General features: G+C 59.1%; 13 protein-coding genes and 1 tRNA gene. 13 read left to right on the forward strand and 1 reads right to left on the reverse strand.

Annotation, left to right across the window (positions count from 1 at the left end):
• The first annotated feature begins 201 nt into the window (after window positions 1-201).
• The 13 genes from pyrB to HZB23_11465 all read left to right on the forward strand — a co-directional run bounded on the left by pyrB (window position 202) and on the right by HZB23_11465 (window position 13,765).
• Entirely contained in the window at window positions 202-1,278 is a 1,077-nt protein-coding gene (gene pyrB / locus HZB23_11405; protein MBI5845263.1) for an aspartate carbamoyltransferase, read from the forward strand.
• 162 nt (window positions 1,279-1,440) lie between these two features.
• The gene (locus HZB23_11410) at window positions 1,441-3,024 is read left to right on the forward strand and encodes a phosphoglycerate dehydrogenase (protein MBI5845264.1); all 1,584 of its coding nucleotides are present in this window, start codon (window positions 1,441-1,443) and stop codon (window positions 3,022-3,024) included.
• Window positions 3,025-3,538: 514 nt separating this feature from the next.
• Complete coding sequence (locus tag HZB23_11415; protein MBI5845265.1) at window positions 3,539-3,790, forward strand: DUF1844 domain-containing protein; 252 nt, start codon at window positions 3,539-3,541, stop codon at window positions 3,788-3,790.
• Between the two features lie 122 nt (window positions 3,791-3,912).
• Window positions 3,913-5,373: a DegQ family serine endoprotease gene (locus HZB23_11420; protein ID MBI5845266.1), complete on the forward strand. Its 1,461-nt coding sequence runs from the start codon at window positions 3,913-3,915 to the stop codon at window positions 5,371-5,373.
• 72 nt (window positions 5,374-5,445) lie between these two features.
• Entirely contained in the window at window positions 5,446-6,351 is a 906-nt protein-coding gene (ispE, locus tag HZB23_11425) for a 4-(cytidine 5'-diphospho)-2-C-methyl-D-erythritol kinase (protein MBI5845267.1), read from the forward strand.
• 53 nt (window positions 6,352-6,404) lie between these two features.
• Window positions 6,405-6,479, forward strand: a tRNA-Gln gene (locus HZB23_11430).
• 77 nt (window positions 6,480-6,556) lie between these two features.
• Window positions 6,557-7,516 carry a ribose-phosphate pyrophosphokinase gene (locus HZB23_11435; protein MBI5845268.1) on the forward strand — a complete coding sequence of 320 codons (960 nt, stop codon included), beginning with the start codon at window positions 6,557-6,559 and terminating at the stop codon, window positions 7,514-7,516.
• Between the two features lie 144 nt (window positions 7,517-7,660).
• A complete protein-coding gene (locus HZB23_11440; protein ID MBI5845269.1) occupies window positions 7,661-8,323 on the forward strand; it encodes a 50S ribosomal protein L25 in 663 nt (220 codons plus the stop codon).
• A gap of 15 nt (window positions 8,324-8,338) precedes the next feature.
• Window positions 8,339-8,935, forward strand: coding sequence for an aminoacyl-tRNA hydrolase (locus tag HZB23_11445; protein MBI5845270.1), 597 nt, complete (start codon window positions 8,339-8,341; stop codon window positions 8,933-8,935).
• Window positions 8,936-9,026: 91 nt separating this feature from the next.
• Window positions 9,027-11,063 carry a sodium-translocating pyrophosphatase gene (locus tag HZB23_11450; GenBank protein MBI5845271.1) on the forward strand — a complete coding sequence of 679 codons (2,037 nt, stop codon included), beginning with the start codon at window positions 9,027-9,029 and terminating at the stop codon, window positions 11,061-11,063.
• A 387-nt stretch (window positions 11,064-11,450) separates the two neighbouring features.
• A complete protein-coding gene (locus tag HZB23_11455) occupies window positions 11,451-11,963 on the forward strand; it encodes a CarD family transcriptional regulator (protein ID MBI5845272.1) in 513 nt (170 codons plus the stop codon).
• A gap of 123 nt (window positions 11,964-12,086) precedes the next feature.
• Entirely contained in the window at window positions 12,087-13,100 is a 1,014-nt protein-coding gene (locus HZB23_11460) for an RluA family pseudouridine synthase (protein MBI5845273.1), read from the forward strand.
• Window positions 13,097-13,765, forward strand: coding sequence for a transglutaminase domain-containing protein (locus HZB23_11465; GenBank protein ID MBI5845274.1), 669 nt, complete (start codon window positions 13,097-13,099; stop codon window positions 13,763-13,765). The genes HZB23_11460 and HZB23_11465 overlap by 4 nt, the downstream gene beginning before the upstream one ends.
• Here HZB23_11465 and HZB23_11470 read toward each other — a convergent pair.
• Complete coding sequence (locus HZB23_11470) at window positions 13,746-16,502, reverse strand: DUF11 domain-containing protein (protein ID MBI5845275.1); 2,757 nt, start codon at window positions 16,500-16,502, stop codon at window positions 13,746-13,748. The genes HZB23_11465 and HZB23_11470 overlap by 20 nt on opposite strands.
• Window positions 16,503-16,662: the final 160 nt, after the last annotated feature.

Here is a 16,662-nt window from a genome sequence, read left to right on the forward strand (position 1 = left end):
TCAAATGCGCCCGCCCTGATTCCTTTTTTCCCGCGCTTGACTTTTTTTACGACATGAAGTCATATTGGACAGTTTCAGGGCGGGCCAGACGCCCAGGGGATGAACAACCGGAACAAGCCCCGCGTTAAAGGCTCTCCCCGCCCTCCGCGACACCCCGCCCGGCATCTTTTCATTTTCCCACTCCAGAAGCAGGGAGGTTCCATGACAACGCCTTACGACTTCGACCATCTCACCACCCTGCCCATAAAGGAGAAATGCGCCGAGCTTTCCAAGAACGGCAAGGCCTTCCACGTGCTTTTCGCCGAGCAGTTCGACCGGGACACCCTGGAGCTTCTGTGCTCGGTGGCCACCAAGCTAAGGAAGATCGCCAAGAACAGGGAAGGCATGGACTTTCTGCGAAGCCTTCTTTCCCACAAGTCCGCCATGATGTACTTCACCCAGCCGTCCACCCGAACCTTTCTTTCCTTTATAAGGGCCTGCCAGTACCTTGGCATGGACTACGCCGAAGTGCGCGACCCCCGCATATCCTCGGCCTACAAGGGCGAAAGCGACATAGACGGCGTGAGGACCTTTTCCAACTACTTCGACATAATCATAATGCGCCACCCCGGCGCAGGTTTCGCCGAACGAACCGCCTACACCATGAACTCCACCAAGATGGCCATTCCGGTGATCTCGGCGGGGGCTGGCCCGGACGAACACCCCACCCAGGCCCTTCTGGACGCCTACACCTTAAAGCGCAGCTTCGAGAACCGCAAGAACGGCCTGGCCGGGCTCCACATAGCCTTCATGGGCGACGTGGCCCGTGGCCGCACGGTGCGCAGCCTGGCGAAGCTCCTCACCCTTTACCCGGACGTGCGCATGACCTTCGTGGCACCCGGCGAGCTTCGCATCAAAAAGGACCTTGCCGAGTGGCTGGACCGCAAGGGCGTCAACTACACCGAGACCGACGACGTGAGGCAGGTGATAAAAGACATTGACGCCATGTACGTCACCCGCGTCCAGGACGAGTACGACGAGGGTAAAAGCTCGCTGGAGATCGACTACACCCCCTTTCACATGACCATGGAGCTTCTGGAGCTCATGAAGCCCGAATCCGTCATAATGCATCCGCTTCCAAGAAGGGCGGAGCTGGACCCTGCCATAGACTCCGACCCCCGCGCAAGGTACTGGGACCAGGAGCGCAACGGCATGTGGATAAGGGCGGCGCTGGTGGCCTACGTGTTCAGCGTTGAAAGCCGGATTCTGGACTATTACGGAAGGCACTACACCTATTGACCGGGCAGGGCCGCCTTACCCGGCCTTTTTAGGCGGGCGGGTTGACAAAACCCGAAGAAGACTTATTGATATGCTTTTTAAAGGGCGATTTTTTCCGTCGCGCCTTTCGATTCGGCGAAAACGGCGTTTTTTTTAGGATTACAACACCAACGGGAGCAGGTCATGAAGGTACTGGTAAGCGACAAACTGGAAGAAGTGGGAGTTAAAATTCTCGCCGCAGCCCCTGGGGTTACGGTTGACGTAAAGACGGGGCTTACTCCCGAGCAGTTGAAGGAAATAATCGGCCAGTACGACGGCCTGGTCATAAGAAGCGCCACCAAGGTCACCGCCGAGATCATCGAGGCTGCCAAAAACCTCAAGGTCGTGGGCAGGGCAGGAATCGGCCTGGATAACGTGGACATCCCGGCGGCCACCAAGCGCGGCGTCATCGTCATGAACACCCCCGGCGGAAACGTGGTGACCACCGCCGAGCACGCCATCTCCATGATGCTTTCCCTCACCCGCAACATCCCGCGCGGAACCGCCACCATGAAGGCCGGACTTTGGGAGAAGAAGTCCCTGAACGGACGGGAAATCTTCAACAAGGTGCTGGGCGTCATCGGCTACGGCAACATCGGAAAAATCGTGGCGGACCGGGCCAAGGGCCTTAGGATGCAGGTCATTGTCTACGACCCCTTCTTCCCGGCGGATCTCATTTCCAAGGCCGGTTTCGAGCCGGTGAGCCTGGACGAGCTTTACTCCCGCGCCGACTACATCACGGTCCACGTCCCGAAGTTGAAGGACACCTTAAACCTTCTCAACGCCGACGCTTTCGCCAAGATGAAAAAGGGCGTTATGGTCATCAACTGTGCTCGCGGTGGAATAGTGAACGAGGCCGACCTTTTCGAGGCCATGAAAAGCGGCAAGGTGGCAGGGGCCGCCCTGGACGTTTTCGAGAAGGAGCCGACGCCCGCCGACAACCCGCTCCTGGCCATGGACAACTTCATCTGCACCCCGCACCTGGGAGCCTCCACCTTCGAGGCCCAGACCAACGTGGCTGTGGCGGTTGCCGAGCAGATCGCGGCCTACCTCACCTGCGGCACCGTCATCAACGCAGTGAATACACCCTCGGTTTCCGGCGACCTTCTTGTCCAGCTCGGCCCCCTCCTGAAGCTGGGCGACGCCATGGGCTCACTCCAGGCCCAGCTGTCCGAAGGCCCCATAACCGACGTGTCGCTTGAATTTGCGGGCGACTTCGCGGGACTCAATCTGGCCCCCATCAGCACAGCGGTCTTAAAGGGCCTGCTAACCCCGGTCCTCAAGGACGACGTCAACTTCGTGAACGCCGGGATCATGGCCAAGGAGCGGGGAATCACGGTTTCCGAAAGCACCCTGCCCGAAGCCCAGGACTTCATCCAGCTTGTGACCTTGAAGGTCACAGGCGGCGGCAAGACCCACGTGGTGGCCGGAACCATCTTCGGCAAGGCCGAGCCCAGGATCGTGGCCATCGACACCTTCCGCATGGAAATGGCCCCCACCGGGCACATCCTCCTGATCCAGAACGAGGACAAGCCGGGCGCAATCGGTTCCATAGGCGCGACCCTGGGAGCCGAGGGCCTCAACATAGAAAAGATGCAGGTTGGCCAGGACAAGGGCGGAGCCCGCAATTTCATCATGCTGGCCACCAGCACCGCCATTTCGGACGGAATCGTGGCCAAGCTCCGCGCGTTGCCCTTGGTTAAATCAGTGCAGCCCGTTGAACTGTGAAGGGCCGTCCACAAGCGCGAATAGCTGTGTCAGGCTTCACAGCGCGGGTCGGTCATGTACGACAAGTACTATTCCTCCCCGCGCTGTTCGCCTTCCTTGCTCTTCATCGCTTGTGATCGGCCCGTAAGCGGCGCATTTTCATAGCTTGCGCAAAGCCTGCTGGCGATGAAATGAGCGCTTCTGAATCATACGGGAAATGTTGGGTGAACCCGGGCCGTTGGCCCGGAACCACCCAACCTACGCAAGGTTTTGTAAAAACCTCTATAATAAAAACACTGGCCCGGATGATGATGGAAACATAGCTGCAACAGCGGAGGAATACGTGGAAGAGAAAAAAGGCTTCACAGTGGTTGACAGAAGGTTCGCAGGCGCGGACGATGAGGCGCAGGCTTCCGAAACCGCTTCCGCCGAAAAGGCCGATACTGCGCCTTCCTCCGAAGAACCCGCTCCCAGGCAGGAAGGGGAGGCAGGATCAGGCGGGCAAGAGCAGAGCCCGAGGGGCGGAAGGCCAAGCATGCCCATGCCTCCCGTGGATTTCGCAACCTTCGTGCTGTCCATTTCCTCCCACATTCCCGTTTACCTTGGGGAAATGGCAGACCCCTACACCGGCCAGACCGGAACGGACCTGCCCCTGGCCCAGCACCTCATAGACACCCTGGCCATGCTCCAGGAAAAAACCAGGGGCAACCTGGACAGGACCGAGGAAAACCTTCTGAACGGCCTGCTCTACGATTTTCGCGTCCGCTATGTGAAAGCTGTTCAGTAGCAGCACCGCCAACCGGCGGAGGGTGCGAGTCCCTCCGCCGGTCATCCCCCCCAAGCCGCTTTTTCTGGCCGCTTTTCCCGCGCGGCTGTCCCGACCCACCCGAATCAAAGAGGAATGCATCGATGAAAGTTTTTCAAAGGCGTTTTCCGGTGTTTTGCCTACTGGCCCTCGCTCTTGCCTTTGCCGCAGGCGCTGTCACCGCAGGCGCGGTCACTCCGGGCCCGGTTTCAACTGGCATGGTTGCCGCAGGGGTTCCCGACCTGCCGTCATTCAGCGGCCTGGCCGAAAGCGCCGGGAAATCCGTGGTGAACATTTCCATAGAAAAAACCGAGTCCGTGGGCGGCTTTTTGGGCCCTTTCGGCGGCGGGGACGAGTTCCAGGATTTTTTCGGACGGTTTTTCGGGGATTCCATACCCAGGGAATACAAGCGGCAGGGCTTGGGAACGGGCTTTGTGATCGACAAAGACGGCCACATCGTAACCAACAGCCACGTGGTTGAAAAGGCCGACCTCATCACCGTGCGCACCAGCGACGGCAAAAAGTACGAGGCCAAGGTCATCGGCAGGGACTCCAAGACCGACATCGCCCTCATAAAAATCGAAGGCGCAAGCGACCTTCCGGTGCTTCCCCTGGGAGACTCCGACGCCCTTAAAGTCGGCGAGTGGGTGGTGGCCATTGGAAACCCATTCGGCCTTGACCACACCGTGACGGCGGGCATAGTCTCAGCCAAGGGCAGGGCCATAGGGGCCGGGCCTTACGACGATTTCATCCAGACAGACGCCTCCATCAACCCCGGAAATTCCGGCGGCCCTCTTCTGGACCTTGACGGACGGGCCGTGGGCATCAACACCGCAATGGTGGCCCATGGGCAGGGGATAGGCTTCGCCATTCCCATAAACCTTGTGAAGCGCATAGTGGCTGACCTCAAGAAAAGCGGCGAAGTGACGCGGGGATGGCTGGGAATCGCGGTCCAGGAACTTTCCGAAGACGTTGCCGCCTACTACGGCGTGCCTGAAAAAAAGGGCATCCTTGTGGGCTCGGTTGTTGAAGGCGACCCGGCCCATAAGGCGGGCCTCGTTGCGGGCGACGTCATCACCGCCTACAACAATAAGCCCCTTGCCGAGCCCCGCGACCTTTCGCGCCTTGTGGCGGAAACCCCCGTGGGCCAGAAGGCCACCCTTTCCGTGTGGCGCAACGGACGCCTTGAGAAAATCCAGGTGGAAGTGGCCAGGATGGAGGAGGATGAGGCCAAGACTGCGGAAAAGCCCGGCCCCAGGTCCGAATCCAAGGTGGGGTTGGACGAAAGCATGGGCTGGAGCCTCTCGGACATCACGCCCCAAGTGGCCAAGCGCTACGAGCTTACCGAAACCTCCGGGGTGGTGGTAATGGCCGTCAGGCGCGGCGGCAGGGCGGAGAAGGCGGGCCTTAAACCCGGCGACATCATAAAGGAGATCAACCGCGTTCCGGTGAAGGACGCTGCTTCAGCAAGAAAGGCGGCGTCGGGCGTGAAAAAGGGCGAAACCCTGTCCCTTCTTGTAAACCGGGACGGAGCCCTGGACGTGATAAAGGTTCCCACAGAATAGAGTCCCGTAGAAACGGGTTTTTTCAGGGGCTGCCCGAAATCCGGGCGGCCCCTTTTTTCGCCGAGGAAAGCCATGACCGATGAATCCCGCCTTCTTGCCCGCGCGTCAGCCCCGGCCAAGCTGAATCTTTCCCTTACAATAACCGGGAAAAGGCCCAACGGCTATCACGAGATCGAAAGCCTCATGGTCCCTATTGAGCTGGCCGACACAATCAGCCTTTACCGGGCCGACCCCGGAAACGGAATTTCCGTGGAATGCGCCTGGCCGGGCGTTCCACAGGATGATTCCAACCTTGTGGTAAAGGCCGCCCGGCTTTTTTTCGAAAAGGCCGGGGGCGGCATGGATTTATTGATCGGGATCGAAAAAAGCATCCCTCCCGGCGCGGGCCTGGGTGGGGGAAGTTCCAACGCGGCCACGGTTCTCGTTCTTCTCAATAGCCTTTCGGGGGCTCCCTTCGATGAAGCGGCCCTTTGCGGCATGGCTGCCCGGCTCGGATCCGACGTGCCCTTTTTCATATCCAAAAGGCCCTCCGTGGCCACGGGCCTTGGCGAAATACTTGCGCCCGTGCAGGAAATTTTCCCGTATTACGTGGTCCTGGCGTATCCGGGTTTCGGGCTTGCCACGAAAGAGGTATATGGACGATTCAATTTCACGTTGACAAGACCTGTAAAAATTCATAGGTTGCGGATTTTGAAGGATGGGGCAAAAGGCGCATTATGCGTGGAGACAGGCCCCGAACATCTGAAAGGGCTTCTGTACAACGATCTTGAAGCCCCGGCCCTGGCCATCCGACCGGAAATTTCGGCGGTGAAAAGGGCGGTAATGGATGCGGGCGCGGCAGGCTCGCTTATGACCGGTTCGGGCAGCGCGGTGTTCGGGCTTTTCACCGACCCTGAAAAAGCCCGTGCGGCCCGTGATTTTATCGGCAGCAACCACGAAAAGTGGATGGTTTTTCTTACGCGCATAACGGGCGGCTGACATCGGCTCCAAAAGGGCCTTAAAAAACGGCCCGGACTTGTGCGGTTCCTTTTTGGGGCGTCGTCAAGCGGCAAGACACGGGATTTTGGTTCCCGCATTCGGAGGTTCGAATCCTCCCGCCCCAGCCAGGACAAGCGGGGCAAGGATAGGAACCCCGCCCGAATGATACTTTTCACCGAAGGCTTCGCCTTGTGGGGCATTTTTGATGAATCAACCGGCTTTGGTAAACGATCTCATGATTTTTGCGGGCAACGCGACCAGCAGGCTCGCCGACGATATCTCCACCTACCTGAAGCGCCCCCTGGGGGCGGCCATGATCAAGACCTTCTCCGACGGCGAAACCCGCGTGGAGATAGGCGAAAACGTGCGCGGCCAGGACGTGTTCGTGGTGCAGAGCACCTGCCCGCCGGTCAACGACAGCTTAATGGAGCTTCTCCTCATGCTGGACGCCCTGAAAAGGGCCTCGGCCAAGAGGATCACAGCCGTCATCCCGTACTACGGCTACTCCAGGCAGGACCGCAAGGTGAAGCCCAGGGTTCCCATTTCGGGAAAACTGGTGGCCGACCTTCTCACCGTGGCCGGGGCCCAGAGGATCATCACCACCGACCTTCATTCGGGCCAGATTCAGGGCTTTTTCAACATTCCGGTGGACAACCTCTTCGCGGCCCCGGTCTTTGTTCAGGACATTAGGGACCGCTTCGTGGGCAAGGACCTCGTCATAGTCTCCCCGGACGCAGGCGGAGTGGAGCGCGCCAGGGCCTACGCCAAGCGCCTGATGAGCGATCTGGCCATCATCTACAAGCGCCGCACGGACGCCAACAAGGCCGAGCTCATCAACGTCATAGGCGACGTTAAGGACAAGGTGGCCATTATCCTGGACGACATGGCCGACACCGCCGGAACCCTGAAGCTCGCCGCCAACGCATTAAAAAGCCGGGGGGCCCTGGAGGTCCACGGCTACGTGACGCACCCGGTGCTGTCTGGCCCGGCAATAAACAATATAATGGATTCGCCCATTTCCTCCTTCGTGGTCACGGACACCATTCCGCTTTCACAGCCCGCGAGGGACTGCGGAAAGATCAGGGCGATCACCATCGCCCCCCTGGTGGGGGAGGCCATAATAAGGAGCCACAACGGATTGTCCGTGAGCGGGCTGTTCGATTGAAGTTTTTCCCCTTGCATCCGGTAATCGTGTTTCGTCAAAACCGGGCGCAAGCCATCGAGTATAACGCAGGTCTCGTTTGAGCGGCCTGATCCGGCCTTACGGGACCGGCGCAAGATTCATCTTATATCAGAAAGGACCATTTCCTTGAAAACCATGAACCTCAATGCAAACCTGCGCGGCGAGAGGGGAAACAGCCCCTGCCGCGCCCTTCGGAGGGCCGGGCTCGTACCCGCCGTGCTCTATGGAAACGGCAAGACCCCCCTTGCTCTTTCTTTCGGACGCAAGGAATTCGAGGACCTCCTGAAGGAGTCCGAAGGCGATCAGTTCATCGTGAACTTGAACATCGCCGACGGCGCCTCCACCCAGCGTCCGGCCATCGTGAAGGAGCTCCAGAAGCACCCGCTTTCCAGGGCCTTCCTGCACGTGGATTTCTACGAGATCGACCTTGCAAAAAAGATCGAGATCAAGGTCCCGGTTACGGTCTACGGCAAGTGCAAGGGCGTGGAACTGGGCGGAATGATGAACATAACCCGCCGGGAGCTTTTGGTGAGCTGCCTTCCCGCAGATGTGCCGGCAGCCATCGAGATCGACGTCACGAACTTGGGCCTTGGCGAAGGCATCCGCCTTCTTGAAGTCGTTCTGCCCAAGGGCGTTGAATTCGTCGATACGAGCCGCAACTTCACGGTGGTGACCGTGGCGCATACCGAAGCCTCAGGCGCCAAGACCGAAGCGGCTGAAGCTGCGGTGGCGGCGGCTCCTGCCAAGGCGGCGGCTCCCGCCAAGGGCAAGGAAAAAGGCGGTAAGTAAGGCTTTTTGAGACAAATGGTCACTCGCCGCCGAAAACTGTTGGTGGGCCTGGGAAATCCCGGTTCCGAGTACCGGAACACCCGGCACAACGTGGGTTTCATGGTGGCGGATGCCTTTGCCGGAAAACACGGCATATCGCTTTCCGGTCGCAAGTTCGACGCCCTCTGGGGCAAGGGGATGGTGGATGGAACCGAGGTTCTGATCTCCATGCCCCAGACCTATATGAACTTGAGCGGCGCAAGCGTTTCGCGCATGGCCGATTTTTATCAAATAACGAGGGAAGACATCCTTGTGGTCCACGATGACATGGACCTTCCCTTTGGACGGATCCGAGTCAAGGAGAAAGGAGGGCATGCCGGACACAACGGACTGCGATCCATCATCTCGTGTCTTGGTGGAAGTGATTTCACGCGCCTCAGGGTGGGTATCGGAAGGCCGTCTCATTCAGCCACGGATCACGTTCTGGGGGGATTCAACCCGGATGAACGGGTCCTGATTGCCGATATTGTCCGGTTGGCAGTGGAAGCCGCCGAAGCCGTGGTTCTCGCGGGCCCGATTTTGGCCATGAACCGTTTCAACAACAGTGATGTTTCTGGAAAAGCCTTGGAATAGGGGACCTGAAAGTCAGGTTGAAACGCCTGATTCCGGGCGAAGGCCGGAAACGAAATCCAAAAAGCATGGGAGGAAAAGAAGAATGTTTGATATGTTATTGAAGGACATCCCCCTTACCTGCACCCTGGTGGGTGTTGCGGGCGTCATTTTCGCAATGACCCTCGCAGGCCTCATCAAGAGCGCACCGGCCGGTGACGAAAAAATGCAGGCCATCGCAGCAGCCATCAGCGAAGGCGCTCAGGCTTACCTGCGTCGCCAGCTCAAGAGCATGGCGGCCGTGGGCGTTATCATTTTCGCCATCCTGTTCTACGTAATGGGCTGGAAAGCCGCCATTGGCTTCGCCATCGGCGCAACCGCTTCCTTCATCGCCGGTTATGTCGGCATGAGCGTGTCGGTCGTCGCCAACGTGCGCGTGGCCGAATCCGCCAAAAAGGGCCTGTCGGCTGCTCTGTCCATGGCTTTCCGTGGCGGCGCTGTCACCGGTATGATCGTGGCTGGCCTTGGCCTCACCGCTGTCGCCGGTTACTACACCTTCCTGATCAAGATGGGCGGCGAGAACGCCATGCGCGAAGCCGTTGTGTCCCTGGTCGCTCTTGGCTTCGGCGGCAGCTTGATCTCCATTTTCGCACGTCTTGGCGGCGGTATCTTCACCAAGGGCGCGGACGTGGGCGCTGACCTCGTGGGCAAGGTCGAAGCCGGAATCCCCGAAGACGACCCCCGTAACCCTGCAGTCATCGCGGACAACGTGGGCGACAACGTCGGCGACTGCGCCGGTATGGCCGCCGACCTTTTCGAGACCTACTGCGTAACCGCAGTGGCCGCCATGCTTCTTGGCAACCTTCTGTTCCCCAAGTTTGAACTTGCCACCACCTTCCCGCTGGTCCTTGGCGCAATCTCCATCATAGCCTCCGCCATCGCGGTGTTCTTTGTCCGCCTGGGCAAGGGCGAGTACATCATGGGCGCTCTGTACAAGGGCATGTTCGGCGCTGCCATCCTGGCCGCCATCGCCTTCTACTTTGCAACCACAAGTCTTATGAAGAACATGCCGGAAGTCTCGGCCATGAATCTTTATTACTCCACCCTGGTGGGCCTTATCCTCACGGTGGCCATCGTCATCATCACCGAATATTACACCGGTAAGTACAAGCCCGTCATCACCGTCGCCAACGCATCCGTCACCGGCCACGGCACCAACATCATCGCGGGCTTGGGTCTTTCCATGCAGGCCACTGCGGCTCCCGTTATCACCATCTGCGTAGCCATCCTGGTTTCCCATCACCTGGCGGGCCTTTACGGCATAGCCATGGCCGCCATGTCCATGCTTTCCATGACCGGCATGGTCATCGCAATCGACGCTTACGGCCCCATCACCGACAACGCCGGCGGCATCGCCGAAATGGCCGGAATGGACGAGTCCGTACGCGCCATCACCGATCCTCTTGATGCGGTCGGCAACACCACCAAGGCAGTCACCAAGGGTTACGCCATCGGCTCCGCCGGTCTGGCCGCCCTGGTCCTTTTCGCCTCCTACACCCAGGAGTTCATCCTCCAGGGCAACGGCGAAGCCATCAAGTTTGACCTTGGCGACGTGAACGTCATTATCGGCCTTTTCATCGGCGGCCTTCTGCCCTACCTGTTCGCATCCATGGCCATGATGGCCGTTGGTCGCGCAGGCGGCGCAGTCGTCGAGGAAGTCCGCCGCCAATTCCGGGAAATCCCCGGAATCATGGAAGGCACCGGCAAGCCTGATTACGCAGCCTGCGTGGACATCGTCACCGCCTTTGCCCTCAAAGAGATGATGATTCCCGCCCTTCTGCCCGTGCTCGCACCCATCGCGGTGGGTCTCCTTCTCGGCAAGGTCGCCTTGGGCGGCTTGCTGGTCGGTTCCATCGTCACCGGTCTTTTCGTGGCCATCTCCATGACCACGGGCGGCGCGGCATGGGACAACGCCAAAAAGTACATTGAAGACGGACATCTTGGCGGCAAGGGCAGCGACGCCCACAAAGCGGCCGTCACCGGCGACACCGTAGGCGACCCCTACAAGGACACCGCCGGCCCCGCCGTCAACCCCATGATCAAGATTCTGAACGTCGTGGCTCTTCTGATGGTGCCTGTCCTCAGCAAGTAGTCCTTTGGTTTCTGAATTGCTGAAAAATGAAGGGGCCGGGACGAAAGTCCCGGCCCTTTATTTTTGCTGATTTCTATATCCATCGGTACACGGTTATTTCCCTTTTTGCTTAAAGGCAAATCGCCCGTAAAAATTTTGCGGCAATAACTATCTGTTTTTTATATTATAAAATTGTCGTTGCTTGAAAATGTGAAATATGTTAAAAGATAAGACTCGGAGATGCCTTACGGCATGTTTTCGAAAACGTCAGATCGGGGATTCCCGGTTGGAATAGGCGGGCGAGGTTCCCAAAATCGCATTTTTTAGCTTTAGGGTCAAACAATTTGAGGAATCCGGCCGATGGGATACAAGGTGAGTGACATGAGTAAGGAAAGCGCCCAGAAAAAAATGCCCTTTGGTGATCTCTGCGAATCGCGGGATTTCACCGTGGGCGATCTCGCCGTTTACCCGGCCCACGGGGTCGGTCGCATAGAAGCGGTGGAGTCCAGGAGCATCGGCGGTGACAAGCAGAACTTCTACATCATGAGAATCCTCGAAAACAACATGGTGATCATGATCCCCACCCGGAACGTTTCCTCCGTGGGCTTAAGGGAACTCATCGCAGCCGACGCCGTGCAGAACATCTACGACATCCTGGGCGAGAAGGACAACGGCCAGGACAACCAGACCTGGAACCGGCGCTACCGCGACTACATGGAAAAGATCAAGACCGGAAGCCTCTATGAGGTGGCCGGGGTTTTCCGGGACCTGTACCTGTTGAAGAGCACCAAAGACCTCTCCTTCGGGGAAAGAAAACTTCTGGACACTGCCCAGACACTTCTTCTGAAGGAGTTGTCCATCGCCAAAAGCACCAGCGAGGACGTGATTTTATCCGAAATCGAGTCGCTTCTGGTGAACTGAAAAAAGGTTTTGATCCGTCTTGTCAAAAAGGGGAAGCAGCCCTCGCACGGGCGGTTTCCCCTTTTATGCGTAAGGCATCCGGGCTTTTTTTTGCTCCTTCTCCAACAGGGTTTTAAGGAAAACATGCCCGACAATGCCGCTCAAATCTTCACCGTTACGCAGGAGCTTGACGGCCTGCGCCTGGACGCGGCCATGGCCGCAGCCTGCCCGGAAATTTCCCGAAGCACGGCCCTCCGCCTCATAGGGGAGGGGCTGGTCAGGATTGATGGCCAAGCCGCCGGAAAGCCCTCCCGAAAAATGATCGGGGGCGAAACCGTCGAATTTTTCGTCCCCCCGCCTGTCCCGTCGGAAGTCATGCCCGAAGATATAGCCTTGGAGGTTCTGTACGAGGATTCCCACATAATCGTGATCGCAAAGCCAGCGGGGATGGTGGTGCATCCGGCTCCCGGACATTCAGGGGGCACCCTCGTAAACGCGCTTCTCCACCACTGCACGGACCTTTCGGGAATAGGCGGAACGGCCCGGCCCGGCATAGTCCACCGCCTGGACATGGACACTTCGGGGGTTCTGGTGGCGGCCAAAACCGACGCGGCCCACCTGTCCCTCGCCAGCCAGTTCGCCTTGCGGCAGACTAAAAAGATTTACCTTGCCCTGGTTACGGGGATACCGGGGGAAAAACGGGGCGTGGTGAATTTCCCCGTGGGGCGGCACCCGGTCGACCGCAAAAAAATGGCCATAACGTCCGTTCGCGGGCGGGCGGCGGAGAGCCGCTGGGAGGTGCTGGAGCGGTTTGAAAACGCGGCGCTGCTTGCGGTGGACATAAAGACCGGGCGCACCCACCAGATACGGGTCCACATGGCCTCCATCCATCATCCCGTCCTGGGCGACCCGATATACGGGCCGGGGGCCAAGACTTCGACAGGAGCCAAAATCAAGGTTTCGGGCAGCCGGAAAACCCAGGAGCCGGGAAAGCCGACTCCCTCCCGGCAAATGCTCCACGCCTGGAAACTTTCCCTCACCCACCCCATTACGGGCGAGGCCATGAACTTTATCGCCCCCATGCCCAAGGACATGGAAGATATGCTGGCCGCCTTGCGCGAGCCCGTTGAAAGTCAAAAGGAAGGGGTGACCCGATGAACGGCGAGGTGTCGGCCTGCCTTGGCGCCACGGACATAATCCGGCTTGGCGGTGCGGAGCTTGAGGGTTTCGTGGCGCAGGCGGTGAAGGGCGCGGAAGGATTGGAGGAAAAGGCCAAGGCCCTTTTTCTGGCGGTTCGGGACGGCATCATCTACGACCCCTTCGTGCCCTCGTTTTCGCCGGAAAACTACTACCCCGAAAACATCATTAAGGCCGGACGCGGCTACTGCGTAATGAAGGCCGTCCTTTTGTGCACGGCCCTGCGAAAAGCTGGGATTCCGGCGCGGCTTGGGTTCGCCGACCTTCGCATCCACACCACCACAAAGGAAATGCGGGAAATGCTGGGCTGCGACATCTTCGCTTGGCACGGATTCACCGAGGTTTTCCTTGACGGCGAATGGCGGAAGGCCACGCCCTCGTTCCACGCCGATCTTTGCAGGAAAAGAAACATCTCCCCCCTTGTTTTCGACGCGAAATCACACTCAATTTTCCCGCCCCTCGACCTTTCGGGAAAGTCCTTCGCAAGCTACATCCGCTATATAGGCTCGTTCACGGACCTGCCCCTCGACCTTATAATGAAAGGCTGGCGGAAGGTTTACACGGATGAAAGAGTCGATATGTGGATGGATGTTTTCAGGGCGGGCGCTAATCCACCCTCACCATGAACCGGACCTGGAAGCTGGACGACGGATTGAACACGCCCTTGGGGTTTATTAACAGCCCGGTGACGTTGTCGTCGCAGCCGCTTGCCGGGTCAATGGAAGGATGGTAGCCCCATCCGCCCGGCCCCTGGAAGTCCAGGTCGTCCGTGTCGCTTGAAAGCCCCGAAAAGGAGAGGGCAAGCCCGCTGCCGGGACCGGTGAAGCTCACCGGTCCCGAAGGGGAGCCGCCGATGTCGTCAACGTAGAGGCCGGTGTTGGCGGGGATGGGGTCGGTTATCGAAACGGTGCCTGTGTCCGCGCCTCCGTAGCCCGTGTTGGTGACGGTGATGGTGTAGGCCACAAGAGCGCCGGGGATGGCCTTGGGGTTGGCCCCTCCCGTGGGGTCGCTGGCGACGTAGGACGTCTTGGCCACAACAAGATGCGGCAGGCCCATGTCGAAGGTTACGATTTCAACGTCGTTCACAGTGCCTTCAAAGCCCTCCCAGGTTCTGACCCTCGCGGTCCATGTCCCTTCGGGCGAGGCTGGCAGAACGTAGGCGTACTCGTAGGTCCTGGTTCCGGCAGCCGCATTCGTCGCAACGATGGTCATCGATGCGTTCGATACGCGGGTGTTGTTGTTGGCATCGACGATATCGACGTAGGCACCTGTGATGTCGGACGATCCGAATGGGTCGGCGGCCGTGGCCCTCACGTAAACCGTGGAACCGGGCGAAAACCAGCCGGGAGTCGTTCCACCCGAATACGCCGCATTGTAAGCGCCGATGGCGGAAATTGTTATGACGTTGGACGCAGTGAGCGCCACCCGTGAGCCGGTGAGCCCTGTGTTGGGGGTGACTATGACGTTTCTGGTGCCGGTCCCGGTGGTGTTGTTGGTGACCGTGAGCACGAACTGGGTGCCGGGCGCAAGGGTCTGGTTCGATCCCAGGGTGAAGTTGAACGCCCTTACGGTTGGCGTGGTGGTGAGGGCGTAGGAGGTCGGCCCAAGGGTCCCTATGTTCAGAACCGTTCCGCCCGTTGTGCGGAGGGTCACGGTCATGGTCCTGTTGGCGGCGGCGTTGCTCGAAAGGTAAAGATAGACCGGGATGGTTCCCGCAGTAAGGGTCAGGCTTCCGGTGGTTGCCGGAAGTGTCCAGCTCGCCGTGCCACCCCCCTTGGTGAGGGTGGTGGCTCCGGGAGCGGTGGTGTTGGGAGCGCGTGAAAGGGCGTTTCCCGCCGCGAGATAAAGGGGCTTGTTGCCTGAGCCCGCGCCTATGACCGTTGTGGGGTCGGAGTCGGAATTGTTTGCCGGAACAAGATCATCGGTGGTTGAGGCTGCGGAAGCCGTGTTGGTGACGGACGGAACCGCCGTCGCGCCCACAAGCACGCTCACCGTTATGGGTGGCAGGGTGGCCCCCGCCGTGGCCGGGCCGGACCAGGTCCAGGTTACGGTGGGCAGGGCCGAGGTGTTCACGGTCCAGCCGGAACCGGTGCTCGACTGGTAAGTGAGCCCGGTTGGGATGGTGTCCGTCACCACAGGGGCCGCCGCGTCGTGGGGGCCGTTGTTGGTCACAACGATTTCGTAGGATTCCGTGTTTCCAACCGTGAAGTAGTCCACGTGGTTTTTTTCGATGGAAAGGTCCGCTATTGGCCGCACGGTGAGCTGGGTTTGGCACGACCCTGACTGCATGGGGAAATTGGGGCCTGAGACTGTAAATGTATTACAATAATTTCCGGCAGTTACCGGCGCGGTATTTTGAAAAAAAAGGGACTGGGTCGTACCCGGCTGGACCGAGTAACCGTTCATGTTCCAGGTAAGCACCTGGCCGGAAATCCCCGGATTGGCGGTTGTGATCCCGGTGGTGGAGCCGTTTACGTAGGTAAAGCCTGCGGGCATCGTGTCCGTAACCTGGCTGACCCAGATTGTGGAAGTGCCGTTGTTGGTGATCCGAATTTCATAGGTTACGTTACCCGTGGCGGGAATGCTTGTGGGCGAAACGGGTTTAACAACCGATACCGTCGGCGTGGACGGCAGCATGGACTGAAGGTTGACCATGCCGCCGGTGGAAGCCACGAACCCCCACCACACAACGGTGTTGCCGCCCAAGAGGTTGGTGATGAAGTCGCGGTTGTATGTGATTCTGAGCGACCCGTCGAAATAGATCAGCATGGTGCGCGTGGACGCTGTCCATACCACGCGAAAGGAATGAGTGGCCCCGTCCTCGATGTTTGCCCCGTCCGCGCGGGCGTTTACCGCAGCGGCCCCGTTATGGTTGGGCGCGTAGGGCGTCCCGGTTGCGATGAACTCGTTCACGCCTATATGGTCGGCGGCTGGGTCGCCCTGGACGGTGTTTTGGTAGGTGTCCATCTCGATGCCGATGCCCGGGCGGATGCTGTGCTCGCCCACCCACTGGCCGCCGTCGAGAGAATCACCCACGGCGCTCGATCCCCGCGAGTCCCGGTGCAGCATGAAGGTGATGCCGTCCGCCCCCCCATCGTTTGCGCCTGAGGAAAACCTCATCGTGTAGGTTACGTCGAAATCCCTGGCCAGGTCGATCTGGGAATCGAACCAGGCCGCGCCGGTCAGATCTCCCGCCGGTTGGGTGAGTTCCACCACAGAGCCGTTCATAAGGGCGTTGCCCTGCAAGACCCAGGCTGCGTGGGCCTTTCCTGGAAAAAGGGCAAGGCAGAGCGCGGCCATGACCAAAAGGCCCGGAATCAGCCCGAAAGCCCGCGCCTTGTTTTTACCCTGTTTCAGCGCCATGTGGTCTTGATCCTTTTTCATAAAACGCCCACTGCTTTTATAGGCCGTTTCACAGCTCGCTCACAACAGGCTGACCAAAAACTATGAAATGCAAGGAACGCGAACAGTGCGGGGAGAAATAGTACTTTTCGTACATGCCGACCCGCGCTGTGAAGCGTGA

It is taken from the genome of Deltaproteobacteria bacterium (assembly GCA_016235345.1).
Classification (GTDB): Bacteria; Desulfobacterota; Desulfobacteria; order Desulfobacterales; family Desulfatibacillaceae; genus JACRLG01.

What these genes read in the sequence shown, in the direction of transcription:
- pyrB (MBI5845263.1), top strand. Translation starts at nt 202, where the DNA reads ATGACAACGCCTTACGACTTCGACCATCTCACCACCCTGCCCATAAAG.
- HZB23_11410 (MBI5845264.1), top strand. Translation starts at nt 1,441, where the DNA reads ATGAAGGTACTGGTAAGCGACAAACTGGAAGAAGTGGGAGTTAAAATT.
- HZB23_11415 (MBI5845265.1), top strand. Translation starts at nt 3,539, where the DNA reads ATGCCCATGCCTCCCGTGGATTTCGCAACCTTCGTGCTGTCCATTTCC.
- HZB23_11420 (MBI5845266.1), top strand. Translation starts at nt 3,913, where the DNA reads ATGAAAGTTTTTCAAAGGCGTTTTCCGGTGTTTTGCCTACTGGCCCTC.
- ispE (MBI5845267.1), top strand. Translation starts at nt 5,446, where the DNA reads ATGACCGATGAATCCCGCCTTCTTGCCCGCGCGTCAGCCCCGGCCAAG.
- HZB23_11435 (MBI5845268.1), top strand. Translation starts at nt 6,557, where the DNA reads ATGAATCAACCGGCTTTGGTAAACGATCTCATGATTTTTGCGGGCAAC.
- HZB23_11445 (MBI5845270.1), top strand. Translation starts at nt 8,339, where the DNA reads ATGGTCACTCGCCGCCGAAAACTGTTGGTGGGCCTGGGAAATCCCGGT.
- HZB23_11450 (MBI5845271.1), top strand. Translation starts at nt 9,027, where the DNA reads ATGTTATTGAAGGACATCCCCCTTACCTGCACCCTGGTGGGTGTTGCG.
- HZB23_11455 (MBI5845272.1), top strand. Translation starts at nt 11,451, where the DNA reads ATGCCCTTTGGTGATCTCTGCGAATCGCGGGATTTCACCGTGGGCGAT.
- HZB23_11460 (MBI5845273.1), top strand. Translation starts at nt 12,087, where the DNA reads ATGCCCGACAATGCCGCTCAAATCTTCACCGTTACGCAGGAGCTTGAC.
- HZB23_11465 (MBI5845274.1), top strand. Translation starts at nt 13,097, where the DNA reads ATGAACGGCGAGGTGTCGGCCTGCCTTGGCGCCACGGACATAATCCGG.
- HZB23_11470 (MBI5845275.1), bottom strand. Translation starts at nt 16,502, where the DNA reads ATGGCGCTGAAACAGGGTAAAAACAAGGCGCGGGCTTTCGGGCTGATT.